Origin of the sequence: Streptomyces sp. BI87 (assembly GCF_025957665.1) — a bacterium.
Classification (GTDB): Bacteria; Actinomycetota; Actinomycetes; order Streptomycetales; family Streptomycetaceae; genus Streptomyces; species Streptomyces albidoflavus.
Map to the genome: position 1 here is coordinate 4,500,386 of NZ_CP110079.1, position 20,492 is coordinate 4,520,877.

A 20,492-nucleotide genomic window follows, 5' to 3' on the forward strand; every position below is an offset into this window, starting at 1 on the left:
ACGAGCACCCGAGGCGTCCGCGTCGCACGCACCGACCGCGTACCCGGGGGTCCAGCCGGGGTACGCGGAAGGGCCGGTCCCCGCACAACGGCGTGCGGGGACCGGCCCTTTTCCGTGCCCGCTTGCTGTGCCGGGCTCTCCGTGCCCGGTCAGGCGGCGGTCGCGTACTCCCGGCGGCCGGCCTCGTGGGCCTCCATCCGGCGGGCCGCCAGGATGGCCGCCGCGGTGTCGGCGCGCGAGGCGGCGACGACCAGGGCCCGGCCCGCGAGGGCGTGAGCGCGCTGGTGGAGGGCGGCGAGCCGCGGCTCGTGGATGGCGGCGGCGACGGCGGACCTGACCGGCGGGGCGCCCTGGCGAAGCCGGGCGACGGCGCCGGACAGCTGCTCGGCCGCGTCGTCCAGCGCCGGGTCGGGGCGCAGGCCGCGCAGCTCGTCGGTGACGGCGAGCAGGGCCGACAGGTGTCCCGCGAGCTGGATGTCCAGCTCCTCCTCGCGGCTGCGGTGCGGGAAGTCGGCGACGTCCGGGAGGGTGTGCGCCGACGTGGTGCGGATCGGTTCGTACATGGGGACGGCCTCCAGCTTCTTGCTTGAGCACCATCCTACCTTGGAATCAGTCTAAAGTTGTCGTCGGTCTGGAACCGTACCGGCCTCGGTACTCTCCGTGGCCGAAAACGGGACAAGGAGCCCGAAGGGGGCTCCTTGTCGTCGTGCGATCGTGCGGCCGCGCACTCGCGCGAGTGCCGGTCAGGGCTGGCTGTACCCGTCGAGGAAGTGCCCGATCCGGGTCACGGCCTCCTTGAGATCCTCCGCCGCCGGCAGGGTCACGATGCGGAAGTGGTCGGGTTCGGGCCAGTTGAACCCGGTTCCCTGCACGCACATGATCCGCTCCTGGCGCAGCAGGTCCAGGATCATCTGCCGGTCGTCCTTGATCTTGTAGACCTTCGGGTCCAGGCGTGGGAAGAGGTAGAGCGCGCCCTTCGGCTTCACGCAGGTGACGCCGGGGATCTGGGTCAGCAGGTCGTACGCGGCGTCGCGCTGCTCCAGGAGGCGGCCGCCGGGCAGGACCAGGTCGCGGATGGTCTGGCGTCCGGTGAGCGCCGCGACCACGCCGTGCTGGGCCGGCATGTTGGCGCAGAGCCGCATGTTGGCGAGGATGTTCAGGCCCTCGATGTACGACTGGGCGTGCGCCTTCGGGCCCGAGATGGCCAGCCAGCCCGAGCGGTAACCGGCCACGCGGTACGCCTTCGACATGCCGTTGAAGGTCAGCGTCAGCAGGTCCGGGGCGAAGGCGGCGGTCGGGGTGTGGGTGGCGCCGTCGTAGAGGATCTTGTCGTAGATCTCGTCGGAGCAGACCAGCAGGTTGTGGCGGCGGGCGATGTCGGTGAGCGAGCGCAGCATCTCGTCGCTGTAGACGGCGCCGGTCGGGTTGTTCGGGTTGATGATCACCAGGGCCTTGGTGCGGTCGGTGATCTTCCGCTCGATGTCGGCCAGGTCCGGCATCCAGTCCGACTCCTCGTCGCACCGGTAGTGCACCGCCGTACCGCCCGCCAGCGAGACCGAGGCGGTCCACAGCGGGTAGTCGGGGGCCGGGACGAGGACCTCGTCGCCGTCGTCGAGGAGGCCCTGCATCGCCATGGTGATCAGCTCGGAGACGCCGTTGCCCATGAAGACGTGCTCGACGTCGGTCTCCACGCCCAGCGTCTGGTAGTGCATCATCACCGCGCGGCGCGCCGCGAGCAGCCCCTTCGCGTCGCCGTACCCGTGGGCGGAGCCGACGTTGCGGAGGATGTCCTCCAGGATCTCGGGCGGGCACTCGAAACCGAACGCCGCCGGGTTGCCCGTGTTGAGCTTGAGGATGCGGTGACCGGCTGCCTCCAGCCGCATCGCCTCCTCCAGCACCGGACCCCGGATCTCGTAACAGACGTTGGCGAGCTTCGTGGACTGGATCACCTGCATGTCCGTGAGCTTACGACCGCGTTTCCCGGTCCGCTCCATGATTTGGGCCACGCGATACGTCCGGAAGGTGGCGGTAGGCACCGTTTGCGGGGTGGGGGTGGCGCAGGCCGCGAAACGCCCGCGCCGACCCATTCCCTGCCGGGACGGGCGGCGCGCCATCGTTCCCTCAGCCCGGGACACGCTTCCGCTTGCGATCCGATGGCGGGTGCACGGACCCGGACGGGGCCCGTACGCGCCCGGGAAACAGGAACGTGACCTTCGCCGCATCGGGGGTCCGCCCCCGCCCGGCCCCGGCCGAGAATGGGGCGGCCCGGCGCCCCGCCCGGGCCCCCGCCGACCCGTACCGGAGCCCGCGTGCGCCTCGTCTTCCCCCTCTTCGACGGCTTCACCGCCCTCGACCTCGTCGGCCCCTACGAGATCCTCCGCATGCTGCCCGGGGCGGAGATCGTCCTCGCCGGGGAGCGGGCCGGGCAGGCCGTGTCCGACGGCGTGGGCGGGCTCAGCCTCGTCGCCACCCACGCCCGCGCCGAGGTGCGCGCGGCCGACGTCCTGCTCGTCCCCGGCGGCCCCGGCGCCCGCCGGGACGTGGACGACCCCGCCCTGCTGGAGTGGATCACCGGCGTCCACGCCACCACCCGCTGGACCGCCTCCGTCTGCACCGGCGCCCTCCTCCTCGGCGCCGCCGGGCTGCTGACCGGCAAGTCCGCCACCACCCACTGGAGCGCCGCCCGCGAACTGGAGTCCTACGGCGCGACCTACACCCCCGAGCGCGTCGTCACCCACCCCGGCGACCGGCTGATCATCGGCGCCGGGGTCTCGGCCGGGATCGACCTCGCGCTCACCCTGGCCGCCGAGCTGACCTCGCCCGTCCACGCCCAGGCGTACCAGCTGGGGCTGGAGTACGACCCCCGGCCGCCGTACGACGCCGGGTCGCTCGCCAAGGCGCCGGCGGAGGCGAAGGCGCTGCTGGGGGTCGTCGACGGGTGAGGCGGGGCCGGGGCATAACGCCGTGGAACGGGGTGGATGAGATCTCCTGGCCGGGGCGGCGGCGCCGCTACGTTGGCGCCAATTCCCCCTGAGAGCAAGGAGATTGCCGTGCGGCACATCCCTCTCCGCAGACGTGTGGCGGCCGCCTGTACCGGTGTCGTCGCCGTCGGCGCCCTCACCCTCGCCGGGCTGACCGGCTCCGCGACCGCCGCCCCCGAACCCCGCGCCACCCCGGCCTCCTCCCCGGACGCCGCCCTGCTCCGGGCCATGGAGCGCGACCTCGGCCTCACCCCCGCCGAGGCGCGGCAGCGGATCGCCGGGGAGGCGGCCGCCACCGACATCGCCGCCACGCTGAAGCAGCGGCTGGGCGCCAGCTTCGCCGGGGCGCGGGTCACCGGCGACGGGGCCACCCTGATCGTGGCCACCACCGACCCGGCCGAGCGGCGGACCATCACCGCCGCCGGGGCCAGGGCCGAACTCGCCGATCACGGGCTGGCGCGGCTGGAGGCGGCCAAGGCGGAGCTGGACGCCGCCGCCGGCCGGCGCGCCCCCGAGGGCGTGCCCCTCTGGTACGTCGACACCACCGCGAGCCGCGTCGTCCTCCAGGCCGCCGACCGTGCCGCCGCCGACCGGTTCGCGGCCGACGCCGGGGTCGACCGCGCCCTGGTCAAGGTGGTGCGGGCCAGCGAGGAGCCCCGTACCTACGCCGACCTGCGGGGCGGGGACGCGTACTACATGAACGGCTCGGGGCGTTGTTCCGTCGGGTTCCCGGTGAAGCGGGGCGCGAGCCAGGCCGGGTTCGTCACCGCCGGGCACTGCGGCACCGTCGGGACCACGACCACCGGGGTCAACCAGCAGGCCCAGGGCACCTTCCAGGGCTCCACCTTCCCCGGGCGCGACTACGCCTGGGTCGCCACCAACGCCAACTGGACGCCGCGCAACCTGGTCAACGGCTACGGCAACGCCGACGTGACCGTGGCCGGTTCGACGCAGGCGCTGGTCGGCGCGTCGATCTGCCGCTCCGGCTCCACCACCGGCTGGCGGTGCGGCACCGTGCAGCAGCTCAACACCTCCGTCACCTACCCGCAGGGCACCGTCTCCGGGGTGACCCGCACCAGCGTCTGCGCCGAACCGGGCGACTCCGGCGGCTCGTTCATCTCCGGCAACCAGGCCCAGGGGATGACCTCGGGCGGCTCCGGCAACTGCTCGCAGGGCGGCACCACCTACTTCCAGCCGCTCGCCCCGGCGCTCTCCGCCTACGGTCTGACCCTCGTCACCAGCAACGACGGCGGCGGCCCCGGCCCGACCGACCCGCCGACCGAGCCCGGCGGCACCTGGGCGGCCGGCACCTCGTACGCGGTCGGGGCGACCGTCACCTACGGCGGCGCCACCTACCGCTGCCTCCAGGCGCACACCGCGCAGGCCGGCTGGCAGCCGCCGAACACCCCCTCGCTCTGGCAGCGCGTCTGAGCCCGGTGCGGGCCCCGGACGCCCCGGGGCCCGCACCGTCCCCCCCCCACTCACGGAGGAGACCCCCATGCCCGCCGTACCCGAACGCCCCGAGACCCCGGAGCCGCGCGGCGTCAGCCGCAAGAACCTGCTGCGGGCCGCGCTCGGCGCCGGTGCCCTGCCCCTGCTGACCGGCGGCGGCGTCGCCCTGGCCCGTGACACCACCGGCACCGCGGGCCCGCTCGACCCCACCCCCGCCTGCGACGACGGCGACGATCCGACGCCGGAGCAGATGGAGGGCCCGTACTTCAAACCCCACAGCCCGCTGCGGACGAGCCTCGCCGAACCGGGGACGCCGGGGACCCCGCTGACGGTCGGCGGGTACGTCTTCGACCGGGGGTGCCGGCCGCTCGCCGGCGTGCTCCTCGACTTCTGGCAGGGCGACGACGGGGGCGCGTACGACAACGCCGGGTTCCGGTTCCGGGGGCACCAGTTCACCACCGCCGCCGGGGAGTTCCGGCTCACCACGATCGTGCCCGGCCTCTACCCGGGGCGCACCCGCCACCTGCACGTCAAGGTCCAGCCGCCCGGCGGGCAGGTCCTCACCACGCAGCTCTACTTCCCGGGCGAGCCCCGCAATGCCACCGACGCCCTCTTCGACCCGGCGCTCCTGATGAACGTCCGGGACGCGGGCGGCGGCCGCGAGGCCACCTTCGACGTCGTCCTCGCCGTGGGGCAGGGGCCCGGCGCCACCACCTGGGCCGCCGGACGGGAGTACACGACCGGGGACCGGGTCTCGTACGACGGGGCCGGCTACCGCTGCCTCCAGTCGCACCGGGCGACGGCGGGGTGGGAGCCGCCGCGCGCACCCGCGCTCTGGCAGCGCGGCTGAGTCCCTGACCCGGGGCCGCCCGGTCAGCGTCCCCGGTACGGCGTGCGGCGGACCGAGCGGCCCGCCAGGACCTGGGTGCGGCGGCCGTCCTCGACGGCGAGGCGGCCGTCGACCAGGACGTACGGGATGCCGGTCGGCAGGGTGCGCGGGGCGTCGAAGGTGGCGCCGGAGGCGACCGTGTCCGGGTCGAAGAGGACCAGGTCGGCGCGGTATCCCTCACGGACCAGGCCCCGGTCGGGGAGGCGGAGCCGGGCGGCGGGGCGCGAGGTGAGGTGGGCGACGCACTCCTCCAGGGAGAGCAGGCCCAGTTCGCGGACGTAGTGGCCGAGGTAGTGCGGGAAGGTGCCGTAGGCGCGCGGGTGGGGCTTGGCGCCCTGGAGGATGCCGTCCGAGCCGCCGGTGTGGACGCGGTGGCGCATGATGGCGCGGACGTTCTCCTCATGGCCGACGTGCTGGAGGATCGAGGTGCCGAGCCGGTCCTCGGTGAGCAGCCGCACGGCGGTGGTCCACGGCTCCTCGCCCCGCGCGGCGGCCGAGGCGGCGACGGTCCGGCCGACGTAGGGGGCCAGGTCGGGGTTGGCCGTCCCCGAGATCTCGATGGTCTCCCAGTCGATGGGGACGCCGTGGCAGCCGTCGGAGCCGGTCACCTCCAGACCGGTGCGTATCCGGGCGGCGGTCGCCGGGTCGGTGAGCCGGGCGAGCAGCGCCTCCGGGCCGCCCTCGGCCGCCCAGGAGGGCAGCATGGCGACGAGGGTGGTGGCGCCCGGGGTGTACGGGTAGCTGTCCAGGCTGATGTCGGCACCCGCCGCCAGCGCCCCGTCGAGCAGGGCGAGCAGGTCGCCCGCCCGGCCCTCGTTGACCCTGAAGTTCATGGTGGCGTGCGCCAGGTGGAGCGCGCACCCCGCCTCCCGGCTGAGCGCCACCATCTCCTCGTACGCCTCCAGGGCGCCCGCCCCGTAACTGCGGTGGTGCGGGCAGTAGTAGCCACCGTAGGAGGCCACCACCCGGCACAGCTCGGTGAGTTCGGCGTCGGAGGCGTACATGCCGGGGGTGTAGGTGAGGCCGGAGGAGAGGCCGACGGCGCCCTCGGCCAGGCCCTCGGCGACCAGGCGGCGCATGTGGTCGAGTTCGGCGGGGGTGGGGGTGCGGTCCTCCCAGCCCATCGCGTGCATGCGGACGGTGCCCTGGGGGACGAGGTAGGCGGCGTTGACGGCGATGCCCTCGCCGTCGTACCCGGCGCCCGCGAAGGCGGTGTCGAGGCGGTCGAGGTAGCCGCCGACGGTGCGCCAGTCGAAGGTGACGCGGTCGTCGCCCGGGCCGCCGCCGTTCCAGCCGGTGATCTGGGTGCGGACCTCGACGAGGGTGTCCTCGTCCACCGGCGCGTACGACAGGCCGTCCTGGCCGAGGACTTCGAGGGTGACGCCCTGCGCGGCCTTGGCGCTGTGGTCCGGGTCGCGCAGGAGGGCCAGGTCGCTGTGGGCGTGCATGTCGATGAAGCCGGGGGCCAGCGCGAGGCCGGAGGCGTCGAGGACGCGGCGGGCGTCCGGGCGCGGGCCGCCCGCCCCGGCGCGGTGGACGGCGGCGATCCGGCCGCCGGAGACGGCGACGTCGGCCCGGTAGGAGGGGCCGCCGGTGCCGTCGACGACGCGGGCGTCCCTGAGGACGAGATCCATGAGGGGTGGGGCCTCTCGGTGGTGCGGGGTGGATCAGAAGAAGGTGCGGACCAGTTCGGTGACGGTGCCGTCGGCCTCGGTGACCGGGATGAGCTGCCACTTGTCGAAGGAGGTGCAGGGGTGGGAGAGGCCGAGGCCGATCCAGTCGCCGACCTCCAGCTCCGCGCCCGCCTCGGTCCTGAGCCAGCCGTGCTGGTCGGAGAGGCCGGTGAGGGTGATGCCCTCGGCGGGGCGCAGGACGCCGGTGCGGGCGTCGCGGACCACCTGGGCCTCGGGCAGGTGCAGGTCGTAGGCGGCGTCCCGCTTGCCCGCGTTGACGAAGGCCTGGTCCGGGCTGGGGCGGGAGACGACCTGGGCCCAGAGCCGGAAGGCGGGACGCAGCGTGCCCTCCTCGGGGACCCGGTTGAACGGCGTGACGTGCTGGTAGTGCCCGTCGTCGTGGGAGACGTACGCGCCCGAGCGGAGCAGCTTGAGCACCGGCAGGGACAGCGGCGGGAGTTCGGCGAAGACGTCGGCGACCGCGTCGAACCAGGCGCTGCCGCCCGCACTCACCACGATCTGGTCGAGCCCGGCGAAGCGGCCCTCGGTGTCGAAGGCGGCGGCCAGCGCGGTCAGCCGGCGCAGCCAGGCGCGGACCCGCTCCGGGTCGGCGTCCGGCACCTCGCCCTCGTACCCGGCGACGCCCGCCAGGCGCAGCGTGTCGCTGGCCTCGACGGCGTCGGCGACCGCGCGGCAGCCCGCCTCGTCGCGGACGCCGGTCCGCGCGCCCTCGCCCGCCGCCAGCTCCACCACCACGTCCAGCGGGCGCAGCGCCCCCGCCTCGGTGCGGGCCCGGTCCATCAGCTCGATGCCGCGCACCGAGTCGACGTAGACGAGGAGCTGGAACTCCGGGTCCGCGTCGAGGTCGGCGGTGAGCGCGGTGAGGGCGGCGGCGTCGACCAGCTCGTTGGCGAGGAAGATCCGGCGCACGCCGAACTCGCGGGCCACGCGCACCTGGTGGGGGACGGCCACGGTGATGCCCCAGGCGCCGTGGGCGAGCTGGCGGGCGAAGAGCTCGGGGGCCATCGAGGTCTTGCCGTGCGGGGCGAAGGCGAGGCCGTGGCGGTCGGTGTAGCTCTCCAGCAGGGCCAGGTTGTGGGTGAGGGAGGCCGCGTCGAGGGTGAGGACCGGCGTGGTGAAGCCGCCGGTGAACAGCGAGCGGCGCTCGGCCGCCAGCGCTCCCACGGTCAGGCCGTCGGCGTCCGGCGGCAGCCCCTTGAAGCGCGGGCCGACCCGCTCCTCGCCGAGCCGGGCGGCGCGCTCGGCGACGGTGCGGGCCCCTTCCGGGTCGGCGAAGGCATGTCCGGCGGCGCGGGCGGGCACGGAGCCGTGCGGGGACGCGGGCTGCTCGGCGGCGGACGACAAGGGGGCCTCCCGGAGGGTGACGGAGCGGGCGGGGCGGACCGGGCCTGGCGGCCCTGTGTTGCGTGCTGTGCAACGCTCGTTGCGTAGAACGCTCCGAGCTGTCTAACATCCCCGACGATGCCGGGTCAATGGTGCGCGAACCCGCCCCGGCCGCACCGCACCCCGTCCGGCGTCACCCGGCCACCACCCGGACAGCGGTGCGCCGGGAGCCGACCGACCCGCCGCGACCGCGCGCCGGGAGCCGCCCACCACGAGGAGTACGCCGTGACAGCAGCGGGAGCGCCCGCACCGCGCCCCACCACCGACTGGGACGTCGTCTGCCTCGGCGAATCCATGATCACCTTCCTGCCGGACCGGCCGGGACCCCTCGCCGAGGTGCCCTCCTTCACCCGCGCCATCGGCGGCGCCGAGTCCAACGTGGCCTGCGCGCTGGCCGCCGCCGGACACCGCGCCCGCTGGGTCAGCCGGGTCGGCACCGACGGCTTCGGCGACCACCTGCTCGCCGCCGTCGCCGCCTACGGCACCGACACCACCGCCGTCACCCGCGACCCCGACCGCCCCACCGGCCTCTACTTCCGCACCGCCGACGACCGGGGCGCCGCCCGCCACGAGGTCGCCTACTACCGGCACGGCTCGGCCGCCTCCGCGATGAGCCCCGACACCGTCCCGTACGCCGCCCTCGACGCCACCCGCGTCCTCCACCTCACCGGGATCACCGCCGCCCTCTCCGACGGCTGCCTCGCCCTGCTGCGCGACCTCACCGCGCCCCGCCCCGGCCGCCCCCTCGTCTCCTTCGACGTCAACCACCGGCCCCGGCTCTGGCAGGGGCGCGCCGACGGACCCGCCGTCCTCGCCGAACTGGCCGGCCGCGCCGACCTGGTCCTGGTCGGCGAGGACGAGGCCGCCGAGGTCTGGGACCTGCACACCCCCGAGGCGATCCGCGCCGCGCTGCCGGGCCCGCGCCACCTCGTCGTCAAACGCGGCAGCCGGGGCGCCCTCGCCTACGACGGGCGGACGGCGACCGAGGAACCCGCGCCCACCGTCGACGTGGTCGCGCCCGTCGGCGCCGGTGACGCCTTCGCCGCCGGCTTCCTCTCCGCCCTGCTGCGCGGCCTGCCCGCCCGCGACCGGCTCCGCCACGGCCACCTCGCGGCCGCCGCCGCCCTCACCGTCCCCGGCGACCTCACCACCCCGCCCGCCCGCGCCCACGCCGACAGCCTGGCCGCGCTCGACGAGGCGGCGTGGGGGAGACTGCGCCTTGGCCCCGGCTGGACCCGGGCGGGGGCCGCCGAGGAGGTACGCGTCCCATGAGCCAGACCGTCGACCGCGCGCTCAGCATCCTGCCGCTGCTCGCCGAGGGCCCCGCCGACCTCGGCAAGGTCGCCGACCGGCTCGGCGTCCACAAGTCCACCGCGCTGCGGCTGCTGCGCACCCTGCACGAGCACGGCCTCGTCCACCGCCAGGCCGACCAGCGCTACCGGCTCGGCGCCCGCCTCTTCGCCCTGGCCCAGGAGGCGGTGGAGAACCTCGACGTGCGCGAGATCGCCCACCCGCACCTGGTCGCCCTCAACGACCGCTGCGGCCACACCGTGCACCTCGCCGTCCACGAGGAGCACGAGGTCCTCTACATCGACAAGGTGGAGAGCCGCTACCCGGTCCGGATGTACTCCCGGATCGGCAAGCCCGTCGCCACCACGGTCGCCGCCGTCGCCAAACTCATCCTCGCCGACCTCCCCGAGGCCGAGCGCCGCACCCTCGCCGAACGCCTCGACTACCCCCAGTACACGCCCCGTTCGACGCCCAACGCCGCCGCCTTCCTCAAGGAACTGGCGCTCGTGCGCGAACAGGGCTGGGCCACCGACCTCGGGGGCCACGAGGAGTCGATCAACTGCGTGGCCGCGCCCGTCCGGGGCCCCGACGGCCGGGTGGTGGCCGCCATGTCGGTCTCCGCCCCCAACGTCGTCGTCACCGCCGAGGAACTCCTCGCCCTGCTCCCGCTGGTCCGCCGCACCGCCGACGCGATCAGCCGCGAGTACTCGGGCAGCGCCCCCGTCCCGGCCGAGCAGGCCCCCACCCAGTAAGAACGGAAAGAGATCATGAGCGACGCCACGCCCCTCACCAAGACCGCCCTCACCCCGGCCACCCACACCACGCCGCCGGCCAAGTTCTCGCACGGCGTGCGCAAGGGCAACATCCTCCAGGTCGCCGGCCAGGTCGGCTTCCTGCCCGCCGTCGAGGGCCAGGCGCCGACCCCGGCCGGGCCGACCCTGCGCGAGCAGACCCTCCAGACCTTCGCCAACGTCAAGGCGATCCTGGAGGAGGGCGGCGCGAGCTGGGACGACGTCATGATGATGCGCGTCTACCTCACCGACACCGACCACTTCGCCGAGATGAACGAGATCTACAACCAGTACTTCGCGGAGCAGAACCTCCAGGCTCCGCCGGCCGCCCGCACCACGGTCTACGTCGGCCTCCCCAAGGGCCTCCTCATCGAGATCGACGCCCTCGCCGTCCTGGGCTGACCTCCCCGCACTTCCCGTCCCACGCCCCCGCCCGCCCCGGCGCGCGGGGGCGTCGGCCTGCCCGGGGAGGTGCGCAAGGGCGCACGCGGGGACGCCGTACGCCCGCCGGGCGGGTGACGGGAGGGCTGTCCGCGCCGCCCGTGGGGGAGATCGGGTCCGGCGAGCCAGACGGATGCGAAAGAGGCCGGACGACGATGGGCGACAGGACCACCTGTACGGAGAGCGGCAGCCGGACCGCCGGGGCGGACAGCGCCGTGCCCCGCGCGGACGAGGCGGGCCCCGACCCCGGCGACGACGGCGGCGGGTGTACCGGCGGCGGGGCCCGCCTGCCCGCCGCCCCGGCCCGCCCGCTCCCGGTCGCCACCCGTCCGCGCCCGGCCTCGGAGCGCCGCCCCTCCCGCGCCGGCGCGACCGCCGCCGGCGCCACCGCCCTGCTGGTGGTGCTGCTCCTCGGCGGCGTGGCCGGGGAGGCCGGCGGCATCACCGGGATCGCCCTCGGACTGGCCCTCTTCGCCGTCCTGGTGGCCACCGCCCGCCCCTGGCGGTACGTCCTGCCGCACTTCCTCGCCGGGCTCTGGATCATCGGCTTCGCCTCCGCCGCCTTCCAGGACGCCCTGCTGCTGACCCGCGGAGAGTGGGTCTCCGCCGTCGTCACCCGCGACCTGCACGCCCGCACCGGACCCCGCTGCGACCTCGCCGACCTCCGGGGCCGCGCCCTGCCGCCCACCACCACCGGCTGCGGCTCCCACGGCACCGGCGACCGGGTACGCGTCCTCGCCGACCCGCTGCGCCTGGTCCCCAGCCGCTTCGAGAGCCCGCCGGTCCGCGACGCCTGCCTGACCTGGGGCGCGGCCGGCGCCGTCCACGTGGCGGCCGGGGCCGCGGCCGGCTACGGAGCCCGGCGAGGTGGCCGCGGCCCGGGGCACGGCCTGGGCGGGATCAGGGCGAGCCGGAGCAACACATAGGCACAGAGGCCCTGTTGGGGGGGGCGACGGGCGCCTTCACCTGCCCCCACGTCGGGAACCGGCCATGCCGGCCGAACCCGGCCCGCAGCCACCGGGCCCCGCCTTCCCGCACACGGGGACGCGGGCCGCCGCCGGGGCCGCGTACGCCGACCGGGTGCTGAGCGGCGGCGCGGCGGGTCCCGGCGAACCGCGCGCCGCCGCCGAGGAGATGCGGCCCTTCCGCGAGGAGCACCTCACCCGCTCGGCCCGAGCCGGCACCCCGCCCGAATCCTGGGCCCGCGACGCGGCCACCTACGCGGCCCAACCGCACCGGCGGGCCGCCGCTCCGACCAGGCGGCCGTGGACGAGGGCGCGGCGGGGGCGGAGTACGCAGGCGCGCTGACGTTGGCGGCCACCGCAGGCTGGTCAGGCCGCCAACACGGTGCCGCTCGGCCGGGCCGGGCCCGAGCAGATCGAGCAGATCCGCGCCCGGGGCCGCGAACGCGCCCTGCCCGCCGCCGGATCGTCTTCGCCGACGACTGAGCCGCGCGTATCGCCGTAAAGGGCTCGACCCGATGGGGAATCTGTCATTCCGGGCCGGGTGGGACCACTTGTGCCGCCACCCCTTGTGACAGGCCCGGCTTTACGGTTTCTTGATCTCCGCGTACCGAACGCCGACCGCGCCCCCGGGTGCGGACACGACAGCGGGGAGCAGGCAGATGAGCGAGACGGACGGCGCGGCAGCGGCGCCACAGGCGACGGACCCGGGCCCGCGCACATCGAGCTGGAAGTACATCGGTCCGGGCATCGTGGTGGCCGCCACCGGCGTCGGCGCGGGCGACCTGGTGGCCACCCTCATCGCGGGCAGCAAGTTCGGCTACACGCTGCTGTGGGCGGCGGTCATCGGCTGCCTGGTGAAGATCTCGCTGGCCGAGGCGACCGGCCGCTGGCACCTGGCCACCGGCCGCACCATCTTCGAGGGCTGGCGCAGCCTGGGCCGGTGGACCACCTGGTACTTCGCCGTCTACATCGTGGTCTGGGGCTTCGTCTACGGCGCCACCGCGATGTCCTCCTCCGCCCTGCCGATCGTGGCGCTCTTCCCCGACGGGCCCGGCCTGAAGGTGTGGGCGGTGATCACGGGCATCCTCGGCCTGGTCTTCGTCTGGTTCAACCGGTACGCGGTCTTCGAGAAGGTCATGACCGTGATGATCGGCGTGATGTTCGTCGTGGTCGTCTACGTCGCCGTCCGCGTCGGCCCGAGCCTGCCGAAGACCTTCGCGGGCCTGGTCCCGGCCCTCCCCGACGGCTCGCTCCTCTACACGCTGGGCATCGTCGGCGGCGTCGGCGGCACCATCACGATGGCGGCCTACGGCTACTGGGTGAACGCCAAGGGGTGGACCACCACCGGCTGGATGAAGGTGATGCGCCTGGACAACCGGGTCGCCTACGTCACCACCGGCATCTTCGTCGTCGCCATGCTGATCATCGGCGCCGAGCTGCTGCACTCCACCAACATCGTGCTGACCTCCGGCGACAAGGGCCTCGTCGACCTCGGTGACGTCCTGGAGCAGCGGTTCGGCTCCGCCACGGCCACCCTCTTCCTGGTCGGCTTCTTCGCCACCTCCTTCTCCTCCCTGATCGGCGTCTGGCACGGCGTCAGCCTGATGTTCGCCGACTTCGTCGAGCGGCTGCGCAAGGAGGCCGTCCGCGCCGAGGCGGCCGAGGCGGGCGGCGCCGCCGAGGTCGCCAAGGGCGAGCGGGAGAAGTCCGTGCCGTTCCGCGCGTACCTGCTGTGGCTGACCTTCCCGCCGATGGCACTGCTCTTCCTCGACCAGCCGTTCGGCCTGGTCCTGGTCTACGGCGTGCTCGGCGCCTTCTTCATGCCGTTCCTCGCCTTCACCCTCATCGCCCTGCTCAACTCCCGCCGCACACCCGACGAGTGGCGCAACGGCTGGCTCAGCAACACCATGCTGGCCGCCGCCGGACTCCTCTTCGTGGTCCTGTGCGTCCAGCAGCTCCGCGATCTGCTCTGAGCACCTGAGAAACCGTCCCGGACGCGCCCCTGGAGGCCCCCGGGACGGCCCTCCACGGGGGGGCGGCCGGGTGTACGCACCGGGCCGCGCCCTCGCTGCCGTGACGGCCGGGGCGGGCCGTCCAAGGGACGTACGCGACTTCGCCGAATACCGTCTGACCTGGGCATTCGGCGGTTCCCTGGCTACCTTCCCAGTATCGCGAGGAGAGGGGGCCCCGATGGGGAACACCGGTGCGACGAAGAGCGCGTACGGCATGGGCCGGGCCGAGCCGGGAGGGCGCCAGGTGCGGACGGCGGACGACGTGCTGCGGCTGCTGGACGGGCTGTTCACGGAGGGCGTCGACCGCTGGACGGCTGCGGCCGGCCCGCACTGGGACGGGTTCTACGCCGACCGCGAGCGGCCCGTCCCCTTCTTCGTGGCCAAGCCCGACGCCAACCTCGCCCGCCACCTCGCGGCGGGCCTGCTCCCACCCGGCGCCCGCGCCCTCGACCTGGGCTGCGGGCCCGGCCGCAACGCGCTCCACCTCGCCGCCCAGGGGTACCGCGTCGACGCCGTGGACCTCTCACCGGCCGCCCTCGACTGGGCCCGCGAACGCGCCCGCGCGGCCGGCGCCGAGATCCGCTTCCACCTCGGTGACGCCTTCGCCCCCGACGCGGCCGGACTCGCCGGCCCGTACGACCTGATCCACGACTCGGGGTGCTTCCACCACCTGCCGCCGCACCGCCGCGTCAGCTACCTCGACCTCCTCGACCGCCTCCTCGCCCCCGGCGGCCACCTCGTCCTCACCTGCTTCGCCGCGGGCGAGGAGGGCGCCGGCACCTCCGCTGCCGACGCGGAGCTGTACCGGCACCCCGAACGGCTGCGCGGCGGCCTCGCCTACACCGCCGGGCAGTTGCGGTGGGTCTTCTCCGGCCTGGAGGAGGTGGAGCTGCACCGTATGGACGAGGAGCCGCAGGACTCCCCGTACTTCGGCGTGCCCTTCCTGTGGAGCGGCCTCTTCCGCAGGCCCGCGGCCTGACCCCGACGCACCGCAGCGCCGCCGGGGGAGCGGCGGCGCTGCGGGGGTGCGGGGGAAGCGGGCGGGGTGCCCGGCTCCGGGGTTACGGCAGGTCGTCGACGTGCGGGCCGACCGCGTTCGACCAGGCGTTGCCGGTGTCGGCGTCCCAGTTGGTCGACCAGGTCATGGCGCCGCGCAGCGCCGGGTAGGTCTTCTCCGGCTTGAAGGTGCCGCAGTTGGTGCCCCGGGTCAGGCAGTCCAGCGCGTCGTTGACCACGGAGGGCTCGACGTAGCCGCCGCCGGCCGCCTTCGGGGAGGCCGGGACGCCGATGCCGACCTGGGAGGCGTCGAGCCCGTTCTCCAGCTGGACGCAGGCGAGCGCGGTGAGGAAGTCGACGGTGCCCTGCGAGTAGACCTGGCCGTCGCAGCCGAGCATCGAACCGCTGTTGTAGTACTGCATGTTGACGACGGTCAGGAAGTCCTTCACCGCCAGCGCCGTCTTGAAGTACTCGTTCTCGGGCGACTGCATGTCGATGGTCTGCGGCGCCATGGTGAGGACCAGCCCGTCGCCGGCCTTCTCGTGGAGCTTGGTGAGGGCCTCGGTCATGTAGGTGGAGTTGAGGCCGTTCTCCAGGTCGATGTCGACGCCGTCGAAGCCGTACTCCTCCATCAGCGCGTACGTGCTGTCGGCGAACCGCTGGGCGGAGGCGCTGTCGTTGACGGCGACCGCGCCCTTCTCGCCGCCGACCGAGATGATCACCGACTTGCCGTCGGCCTGCTTGGCGGCGAGGTCGGCGCGGAACTGCTCGTCGGTGTAGCCGGCGAGCCCGGCGGAATCGAGGGTGAAGGTGATCTCGCCCGGGTTGGCCGTGGCGTCGGCGAAGGAGACGGCGATGATGTCGTAGGCGTCCGGCACGTCGGCGAGGGTCTGCACGGTCGCGCCGTTGTTGAAGTTCTGCCAGTAGCCGGTGACCGCGTGGGCCGGTACGGCGGCCGGGGCGGCGGGGGCTGCCTCGGCGGCGGTCGCGGGCCCGGTGAGGGCGAGCCCGGAGGCGCCGAGGACGGCCGCGGCGAGGGCGGCGGTCAGCCGGCCCCTGCGGTGGAGGCCGGGCGTGGAGGGGCGCCGGCCGGGGTGCGGGAGGGGGTAGGTGCGTGCCACTGCTGCCTCCGGTGGGGGGAGTCACGGACGTGGGGGGACGCGCCGACGGGGCCCGCCTCCGGCGAGGGGGGCGGGGAGTTGGCGCACGGTGGCCACCGCGATGGGCACCAAACTGGTCCAGACCAATGGGGTTGTCAAGGGTTCCCGCAGGGGTCGGCCGAGGAGGCCGTACGGCGGTCCGCCCGGAGCGGTCGCGGCCGGCCCCCGTTCCCCGCCAACCGGTCAACTTCGGCGATTGTGCGCACGATTCCGGCCAAGTTGGCGGATCGGCGCCGGCGGAGACCTGGCGGCGTGATCCCGTCTGATCCGGACGAACCCGGTGGTGGCGCGGGGGAAACGGCCGGTACGGACGCACGTGTGGCGGGGTGGACGCCGGGAACGCGCCACCCACGGCGGACGAACACCCTTGACCGGAGCGGAAGATACCGAAGGAGACGCCTCAACACCGGTGTGTCGGGACAGATTTGTGGCGATGATGAGGGGCGTCCGGCCCGCGCGGCCGGACAGCCGGACCGCCCCCGCCGACGTGGGCGGACGGACGGCGGGCGACCGCCGGACAAGCACGCGGGCGGCCGGGCCGGCCGCCGAGGGGATCGGGGGTGTCCTGGATGCCGACCGCCGTCGCGGTCACCAGTCCTGAACTGGTGCTGCCCTCCCCCGACCGGCACACCCCGCCCGCCGCCATCCTCCAGTCCGCCGAACCGGGCGAGCGCGGCGGCGGCCTCGACCGCACCCTCGCCGAGATCCACACCCTCGTCGAGCAGCACGGCCACGTCCTCGTCGTCCACCCCGCCGCCGCCCCGCCCGCCCTCGTCCACCGGCTGCACGCCGCCCGCGCCGCCCTGGAGACCGACCGGCTCGCCCTGGTCGGCGTCGACCTGCCCCCGCTCGGCACCGCCCTGCTCGCCCTGCAACTGCGCCAGCTCTCCATCTGCGACTTCTCCCCGGGCGTCCTCGCCAGCGCCGCCCGCCTCCTCGCCCACTACCTCCACGCCGGCGCGATCCTCGGCTCCGTCGCCCGCCTCGACCAGGTCCCCGTCGGCCTCAAGGCGCACGCCAAGTCCTGGCTCCCCGGCAGCCAGTTCGCGGTCCTCGCCCGCCCCGAACCGCAGCTGGTCCGGCTCACCGGCGACCAGGACCCCGGCCTGAAGGCCCCCGGCTTCCCCACCCGCCTGGTCGTCGCCGAGGGCGGCCTGCCCGCCGAACGCGTCACCGGCGCCCTCGCCCGCGCCTGGCACGTCCGCGAGGTCACCCCCACCAAGCTCCCGGCCGCCTCCGCCGACTGGTGGGGCACCCCCAAGCTCACCGAGTTCGCCGCCGCCATCCCCGACATCTCCGTCCTCTACCAGCTCGTCTCCTCCGTCCGCCGCGAGGAGTGCCACTGGTGCGGCCTCGAACTCATCGGCGACCGCTGCGCCTTCTGCGCCGCCCCCCTCCCGCCACCCGGCGAACGCGGCCGCCGGGCCCTGCCCGCCACCCGCCCGGCCCCGGGCCGCCTGCGCGGCCGCGAACCCGCGCCCGCCCTCGCCAGGACCGCCCCGGCCCCGGCACCCGCCGGCCGGGCCCTGCCCGCCGCCCGCGACCCCCGCCTCGCCCCGGCCCTGGACACCGGCGCGGCCCCGCCCGCCACGCCCCAGGCCCCGGCCGGACCCACCGGCGGCCCCGCCACCGGCGTCCACGCCCTGCGTCCCGCCCAGCGCGAGGCCCCCGCCGACTGGGGCCCGCACCGCCCGTACGAGGACCCCCACCAGCCCCCGCCGCCGTCCCGATCAAGGAATCCCCGCCCATGAACGCACGCCAGCGTCGAGGTGTTCTGCTGCTGCTCCTGTCGGTGCTCTGCGCCGTCGGAGCCTTCGCCGGAGTGCTCTCGGTCGTCCGGGACGTCAACGCCAAGGTCGGCCCGGAGGTCCCCGCCTACCGGCTGAAGACCGACGTCGCCCCCTACAAGGAGCTGAGCGCCGACCAGTTCGAGAAGGTGTCGATGCCCGAGCGGTGGCGCTCCGAGAACGCCGTCACCGACCTGCGCCAGATACGCGGCAAGATCGCCGTCACCACCCTGCGCCAGGGCTCCCTGCTCCAGACCGACATGATCGTCGCCCGCCCCGAGGTCCGCCCCGGCGAGCAGGAGATCGCCATCATGATCGACGCGGCCACCGGCGTCGCCGGCAAGATCACCCCGGGCTCCGACGTCAACATCTACGCCACCTTCAAGGCCGAGAACGACGGCGAGAAGGACCAGTCCCGGATCATCGTGGAGAACGCCCGCGTCATCGACGTCGGCAAACTCACCGCCCTCGAACCCGACCAGGACGACCGGCGCCGCCAGCCCGTCGACGCCGTCCCGATCACCTTCGCCCTCTCCGCCGCCGACGCCCAGCGCGTCGCCTACGCCGAGTCGTTCGCCGCCCACGTCCGCCTCGCCCTGGTCGGGCCCGGCAGCGACGAGGGCCTGCGCCGCGGCGACCGTACGTACACCCTCGACGAGGACAAGTGAGAGGCGGCCGATGACGCTGCGCATTCTCCCCGCCGCCGGTGACCAGGACGCCGCCCGCGTCCTCGCCACCCTCCTCGCCCAGCTGCCCGACGCCGAACCGGCGCAGGCCCTGCCCGACTCGACGGCGCTGCTCGACACCCTCGCCGCGCTCGCCGCCGAGTCCCTCGACGAGCTGCCCGAGGTCGTCCTCGTCCACGAGCGGATGGGCCCGGCCCCCGCGCTCGACCTGGTCCGCGAGGTCACCCGGCGCTTCCCCTCGGTCGGCGTCGTCCTGCTCACCACCGACACCGGCACCGCCGTCATCACCGCCGCCATGGACGCCGGGGCCCGCGGCATCGTCGCCCTCCCGATGAGCTACGAGGCGCTGGCCGAGCGCGTCCAGGCCGCCGCCGTCTGGTCCCTCGACATGCGCCGTCACCTCGCCACCGGCAGCGGCCGCGAACTCCTCGCCGCCGGGGGCGGCGGCCGCGTCGTCACCGTCTCCGGCGCCAAGGGCGGCGTCGGCACCACCCTCACCGCCGTCCAACTGGCCCTGGCCGCGCAGGCGTCCGGCCGCTCCACCGCCCTCCTCGACCTCGACCTCCAGTCCGGCGACACCGCCTCCTACCTCGACGTGCAGTTCCGCCGCTCCGTCGCCGACCTCGCCGCCATCCGCGACGTCACCCCACGCGTCCTCGCCGACGTGGTCTTCACCCACGAGAGCGGCCTCGCCGTCATCCCCGCCCCCGCCGAGGGCGAACGCGGCGAGGACGTCACCGACCGCACCGCCCGCCAGGTCGTCACCGTCCTGCGCGGCCGCTACGACGTGGTGATCGTCGACTGCGGCACCCAGATGGCCGCCGCCAACGCCGCCGCCGTCGAACTCGCCGACGACGCCCTCCTCGTCCTCACCCCCGACGTGGTCGCCGTCCGCGCCGCCAAACGCCAGATCCGCCTCTGGGAACGACTCCAGATCCGCAAGGCCGAGGAGACCACCACCGTCGTCAACCGGTACGGCAAGGGCACCGAGATCACCCCCGCCCTCGTCGCCCGCATCACCGGCACCCGCGTCGCCCGCACCAGCGTCCCGGCCCACTACCGCGAACTCCAGTCGGTCCTGGACGCCGGACGCGTCCAGGACCTCGACGCCAAGTCGACCGTCAAACAAGCCCTCTGGGGACTCGCCGGCGAACTGGGCCTGGGCCCCGCCGAGTCCGACCGCCCCACCGGCCGCAGGCGCCGCGCCGCCCACGGCGACCGGGGCGCCGTCACCCTCGAATTCGCCGGGATCTTCCCCCTGGTCCTCGTCGTCCTCGCCCTGCTCTGGCAGTGCGCCCTCTACGGCTACTCCTACACCCTCGCCGGAAACGCCGCCGACGAAGGCGCCCGCGCCGCCACCGCCGCCCACGCCGCCGGCGACTCGGGCCCCGCCGCCTGCCGCACCGCCGCCAGCCGCCACCTCCCCTCAGCCTGGTCCGCCGCCGACATCACCTGCACCGACGCGGGCTCCGTGTGGCAGGCCACGGTGAAGGCGGACGTCCCGCTGTTCTTCCCGGGGGTCAACCCCGGGTGGAGGGTGACGGGGCGGGCGGGGGCGGCGTTCGAGGGGGAGCGGTGAGGGGGCGGGGCCGGGGGCGGCCGCAGAGGAGGCCCGACGACCGAGGCGCCGCCATCCTCGAATTCGCCGGGTTCCTGCCGATCCTCCTCCTGATCGGCCTGGCCGCCATCCAGCTCGGCCTCGTCGGCTACGCCGCCAACCAGGCCGGGTCCGCCGCCCGTGCCGCCGCCCGGGTCGCCTCGCAGGAGGACACCGGGGCCGGGGCGGCGGCCGGGCAGGCGGCGGTCGGCGCCGGGATGGACGTCAGCTTCAGCTGGGGTGGCGGGGACGGGACCACCAAGGCGACCGCTGCCGTGAAGGTGCCGACCCTGCTGCCGTTCGTCGGCGACGGCTGGACCGTGACCCGCTCGGCCACCATGCCCAACGACGACGACCGATGACCCCGC

Annotated in this window: 19 protein-coding genes; 14 read left to right on the plus strand and 5 right to left on the minus strand. The window is 74.9% G+C overall.

The window, feature by feature from the left end:
* Positions 1-149: 149 nt before the first annotated feature.
* Positions 150-563 (minus strand): hypothetical protein, encoded by a 414-nt coding sequence (locus tag OIM89_RS20125; RefSeq protein ID WP_008416538.1) that lies wholly within the window; start codon positions 561-563, stop codon positions 150-152.
* A 180-nt stretch (positions 564-743) separates the two neighbouring features.
* Positions 744-1,955: a pyridoxal phosphate-dependent aminotransferase gene (locus OIM89_RS20130; protein ID WP_030699133.1), complete on the minus strand. Its 1,212-nt coding sequence runs from the start codon at positions 1,953-1,955 to the stop codon at positions 744-746.
* A gap of 354 nt (positions 1,956-2,309) precedes the next feature.
* On the opposite strand from OIM89_RS20130, the gene OIM89_RS20135 reads away from it, so the two are divergent.
* The 3 genes from OIM89_RS20135 (at position 2,310) to OIM89_RS20145 (ending at position 5,283) form a co-directional block, all read left to right on the plus strand.
* Positions 2,310-2,942: a DJ-1/PfpI family protein gene (locus OIM89_RS20135; RefSeq protein WP_047464926.1), complete on the plus strand. Its 633-nt coding sequence runs from the start codon at positions 2,310-2,312 to the stop codon at positions 2,940-2,942.
* A gap of 108 nt (positions 2,943-3,050) precedes the next feature.
* Positions 3,051-4,412: a carbohydrate-binding protein gene (locus OIM89_RS20140; RefSeq protein ID WP_195730963.1), complete on the plus strand. Its 1,362-nt coding sequence runs from the start codon at positions 3,051-3,053 to the stop codon at positions 4,410-4,412.
* 67 nt (positions 4,413-4,479) lie between these two features.
* The gene (locus tag OIM89_RS20145) at positions 4,480-5,283 is read left to right on the plus strand and encodes a carbohydrate-binding protein (RefSeq protein ID WP_175457734.1); all 804 of its coding nucleotides are present in this window, start codon (positions 4,480-4,482) and stop codon (positions 5,281-5,283) included.
* Between the two features lie 23 nt (positions 5,284-5,306).
* On the opposite strand, the gene OIM89_RS20150 is transcribed toward OIM89_RS20145, so the two are convergent.
* Both OIM89_RS20150 and OIM89_RS20155 read right to left on the minus strand, forming a co-directional pair.
* On the minus strand, positions 5,307-6,956 hold the full coding sequence (locus OIM89_RS20150; protein WP_226965271.1) for an N-acyl-D-amino-acid deacylase family protein: 1,650 nt from the start codon (positions 6,954-6,956) through the stop codon (positions 5,307-5,309).
* A gap of 33 nt (positions 6,957-6,989) precedes the next feature.
* Entirely contained in the window at positions 6,990-8,360 is a 1,371-nt protein-coding gene (locus OIM89_RS20155; protein WP_264491492.1) for an alanine racemase, read from the minus strand.
* 264 nt (positions 8,361-8,624) lie between these two features.
* On the opposite strand from OIM89_RS20155, the gene OIM89_RS20160 reads away from it, so the two are divergent.
* The 7 genes from OIM89_RS20160 (at position 8,625) to OIM89_RS20190 (ending at position 14,877) form a co-directional block, all read left to right on the plus strand.
* The gene (locus OIM89_RS20160; protein WP_030699139.1) at positions 8,625-9,671 is read left to right on the plus strand and encodes a sugar kinase; all 1,047 of its coding nucleotides are present in this window, start codon (positions 8,625-8,627) and stop codon (positions 9,669-9,671) included.
* Positions 9,668-10,441 carry an IclR family transcriptional regulator gene (locus OIM89_RS20165; protein ID WP_030699140.1) on the plus strand — a complete coding sequence of 258 codons (774 nt, stop codon included), beginning with the start codon at positions 9,668-9,670 and terminating at the stop codon, positions 10,439-10,441. The genes OIM89_RS20160 and OIM89_RS20165 overlap by 4 nt, the downstream gene beginning before the upstream one ends.
* Before the next feature lie 15 nt (positions 10,442-10,456).
* Positions 10,457-10,882 (plus strand): RidA family protein, encoded by a 426-nt coding sequence (locus OIM89_RS20170; RefSeq protein WP_010638334.1) that lies wholly within the window; start codon positions 10,457-10,459, stop codon positions 10,880-10,882.
* Between the two features lie 194 nt (positions 10,883-11,076).
* Positions 11,077-11,847: a hypothetical protein gene (locus OIM89_RS20175; RefSeq protein ID WP_195730965.1), complete on the plus strand. Its 771-nt coding sequence runs from the start codon at positions 11,077-11,079 to the stop codon at positions 11,845-11,847.
* A 64-nt stretch (positions 11,848-11,911) separates the two neighbouring features.
* Entirely contained in the window at positions 11,912-12,229 is a 318-nt protein-coding gene (locus tag OIM89_RS20180; RefSeq protein ID WP_264491493.1) for a hypothetical protein, read from the plus strand.
* Between the two features lie 316 nt (positions 12,230-12,545).
* Positions 12,546-13,859: an Nramp family divalent metal transporter gene (locus OIM89_RS20185; protein WP_151169394.1), complete on the plus strand. Its 1,314-nt coding sequence runs from the start codon at positions 12,546-12,548 to the stop codon at positions 13,857-13,859.
* 217 nt (positions 13,860-14,076) lie between these two features.
* The gene (locus OIM89_RS20190; protein ID WP_195730966.1) at positions 14,077-14,877 is read left to right on the plus strand and encodes a class I SAM-dependent methyltransferase; all 801 of its coding nucleotides are present in this window, start codon (positions 14,077-14,079) and stop codon (positions 14,875-14,877) included.
* Between the two features lie 82 nt (positions 14,878-14,959).
* On the opposite strand, the gene OIM89_RS20195 is transcribed toward OIM89_RS20190, so the two are convergent.
* Entirely contained in the window at positions 14,960-16,015 is a 1,056-nt protein-coding gene (locus OIM89_RS20195; RefSeq protein WP_151169398.1) for a chitinase, read from the minus strand.
* 608 nt (positions 16,016-16,623) lie between these two features.
* On the opposite strand from OIM89_RS20195, the gene OIM89_RS20200 reads away from it, so the two are divergent.
* Genes OIM89_RS20200 through OIM89_RS20215 form a run of 4 tightly spaced genes read left to right on the plus strand, consistent with a single transcriptional unit; the run spans position 16,624 to position 20,486 of the window.
* Positions 16,624-17,805, plus strand: coding sequence for a hypothetical protein (locus tag OIM89_RS20200; protein WP_047465696.1), 1,182 nt, complete (start codon positions 16,624-16,626; stop codon positions 17,803-17,805).
* Entirely contained in the window at positions 17,802-18,509 is a 708-nt protein-coding gene (gene cpaB / locus OIM89_RS20205) for a Flp pilus assembly protein CpaB (protein WP_008409170.1), read from the plus strand. The genes OIM89_RS20200 and cpaB overlap by 4 nt, the downstream gene beginning before the upstream one ends.
* Positions 18,510-18,519: 10 nt before the next feature.
* On the plus strand, positions 18,520-20,106 hold the full coding sequence (locus tag OIM89_RS20210; protein WP_175458745.1) for an AAA family ATPase: 1,587 nt from the start codon (positions 18,520-18,522) through the stop codon (positions 20,104-20,106).
* Positions 20,103-20,486, plus strand: coding sequence for a TadE family protein (locus OIM89_RS20215; protein ID WP_047464948.1), 384 nt, complete (start codon positions 20,103-20,105; stop codon positions 20,484-20,486). Before OIM89_RS20210 ends, OIM89_RS20215 begins: the two co-directional genes overlap by 4 nt.
* Positions 20,487-20,492: the final 6 nt, after the last annotated feature.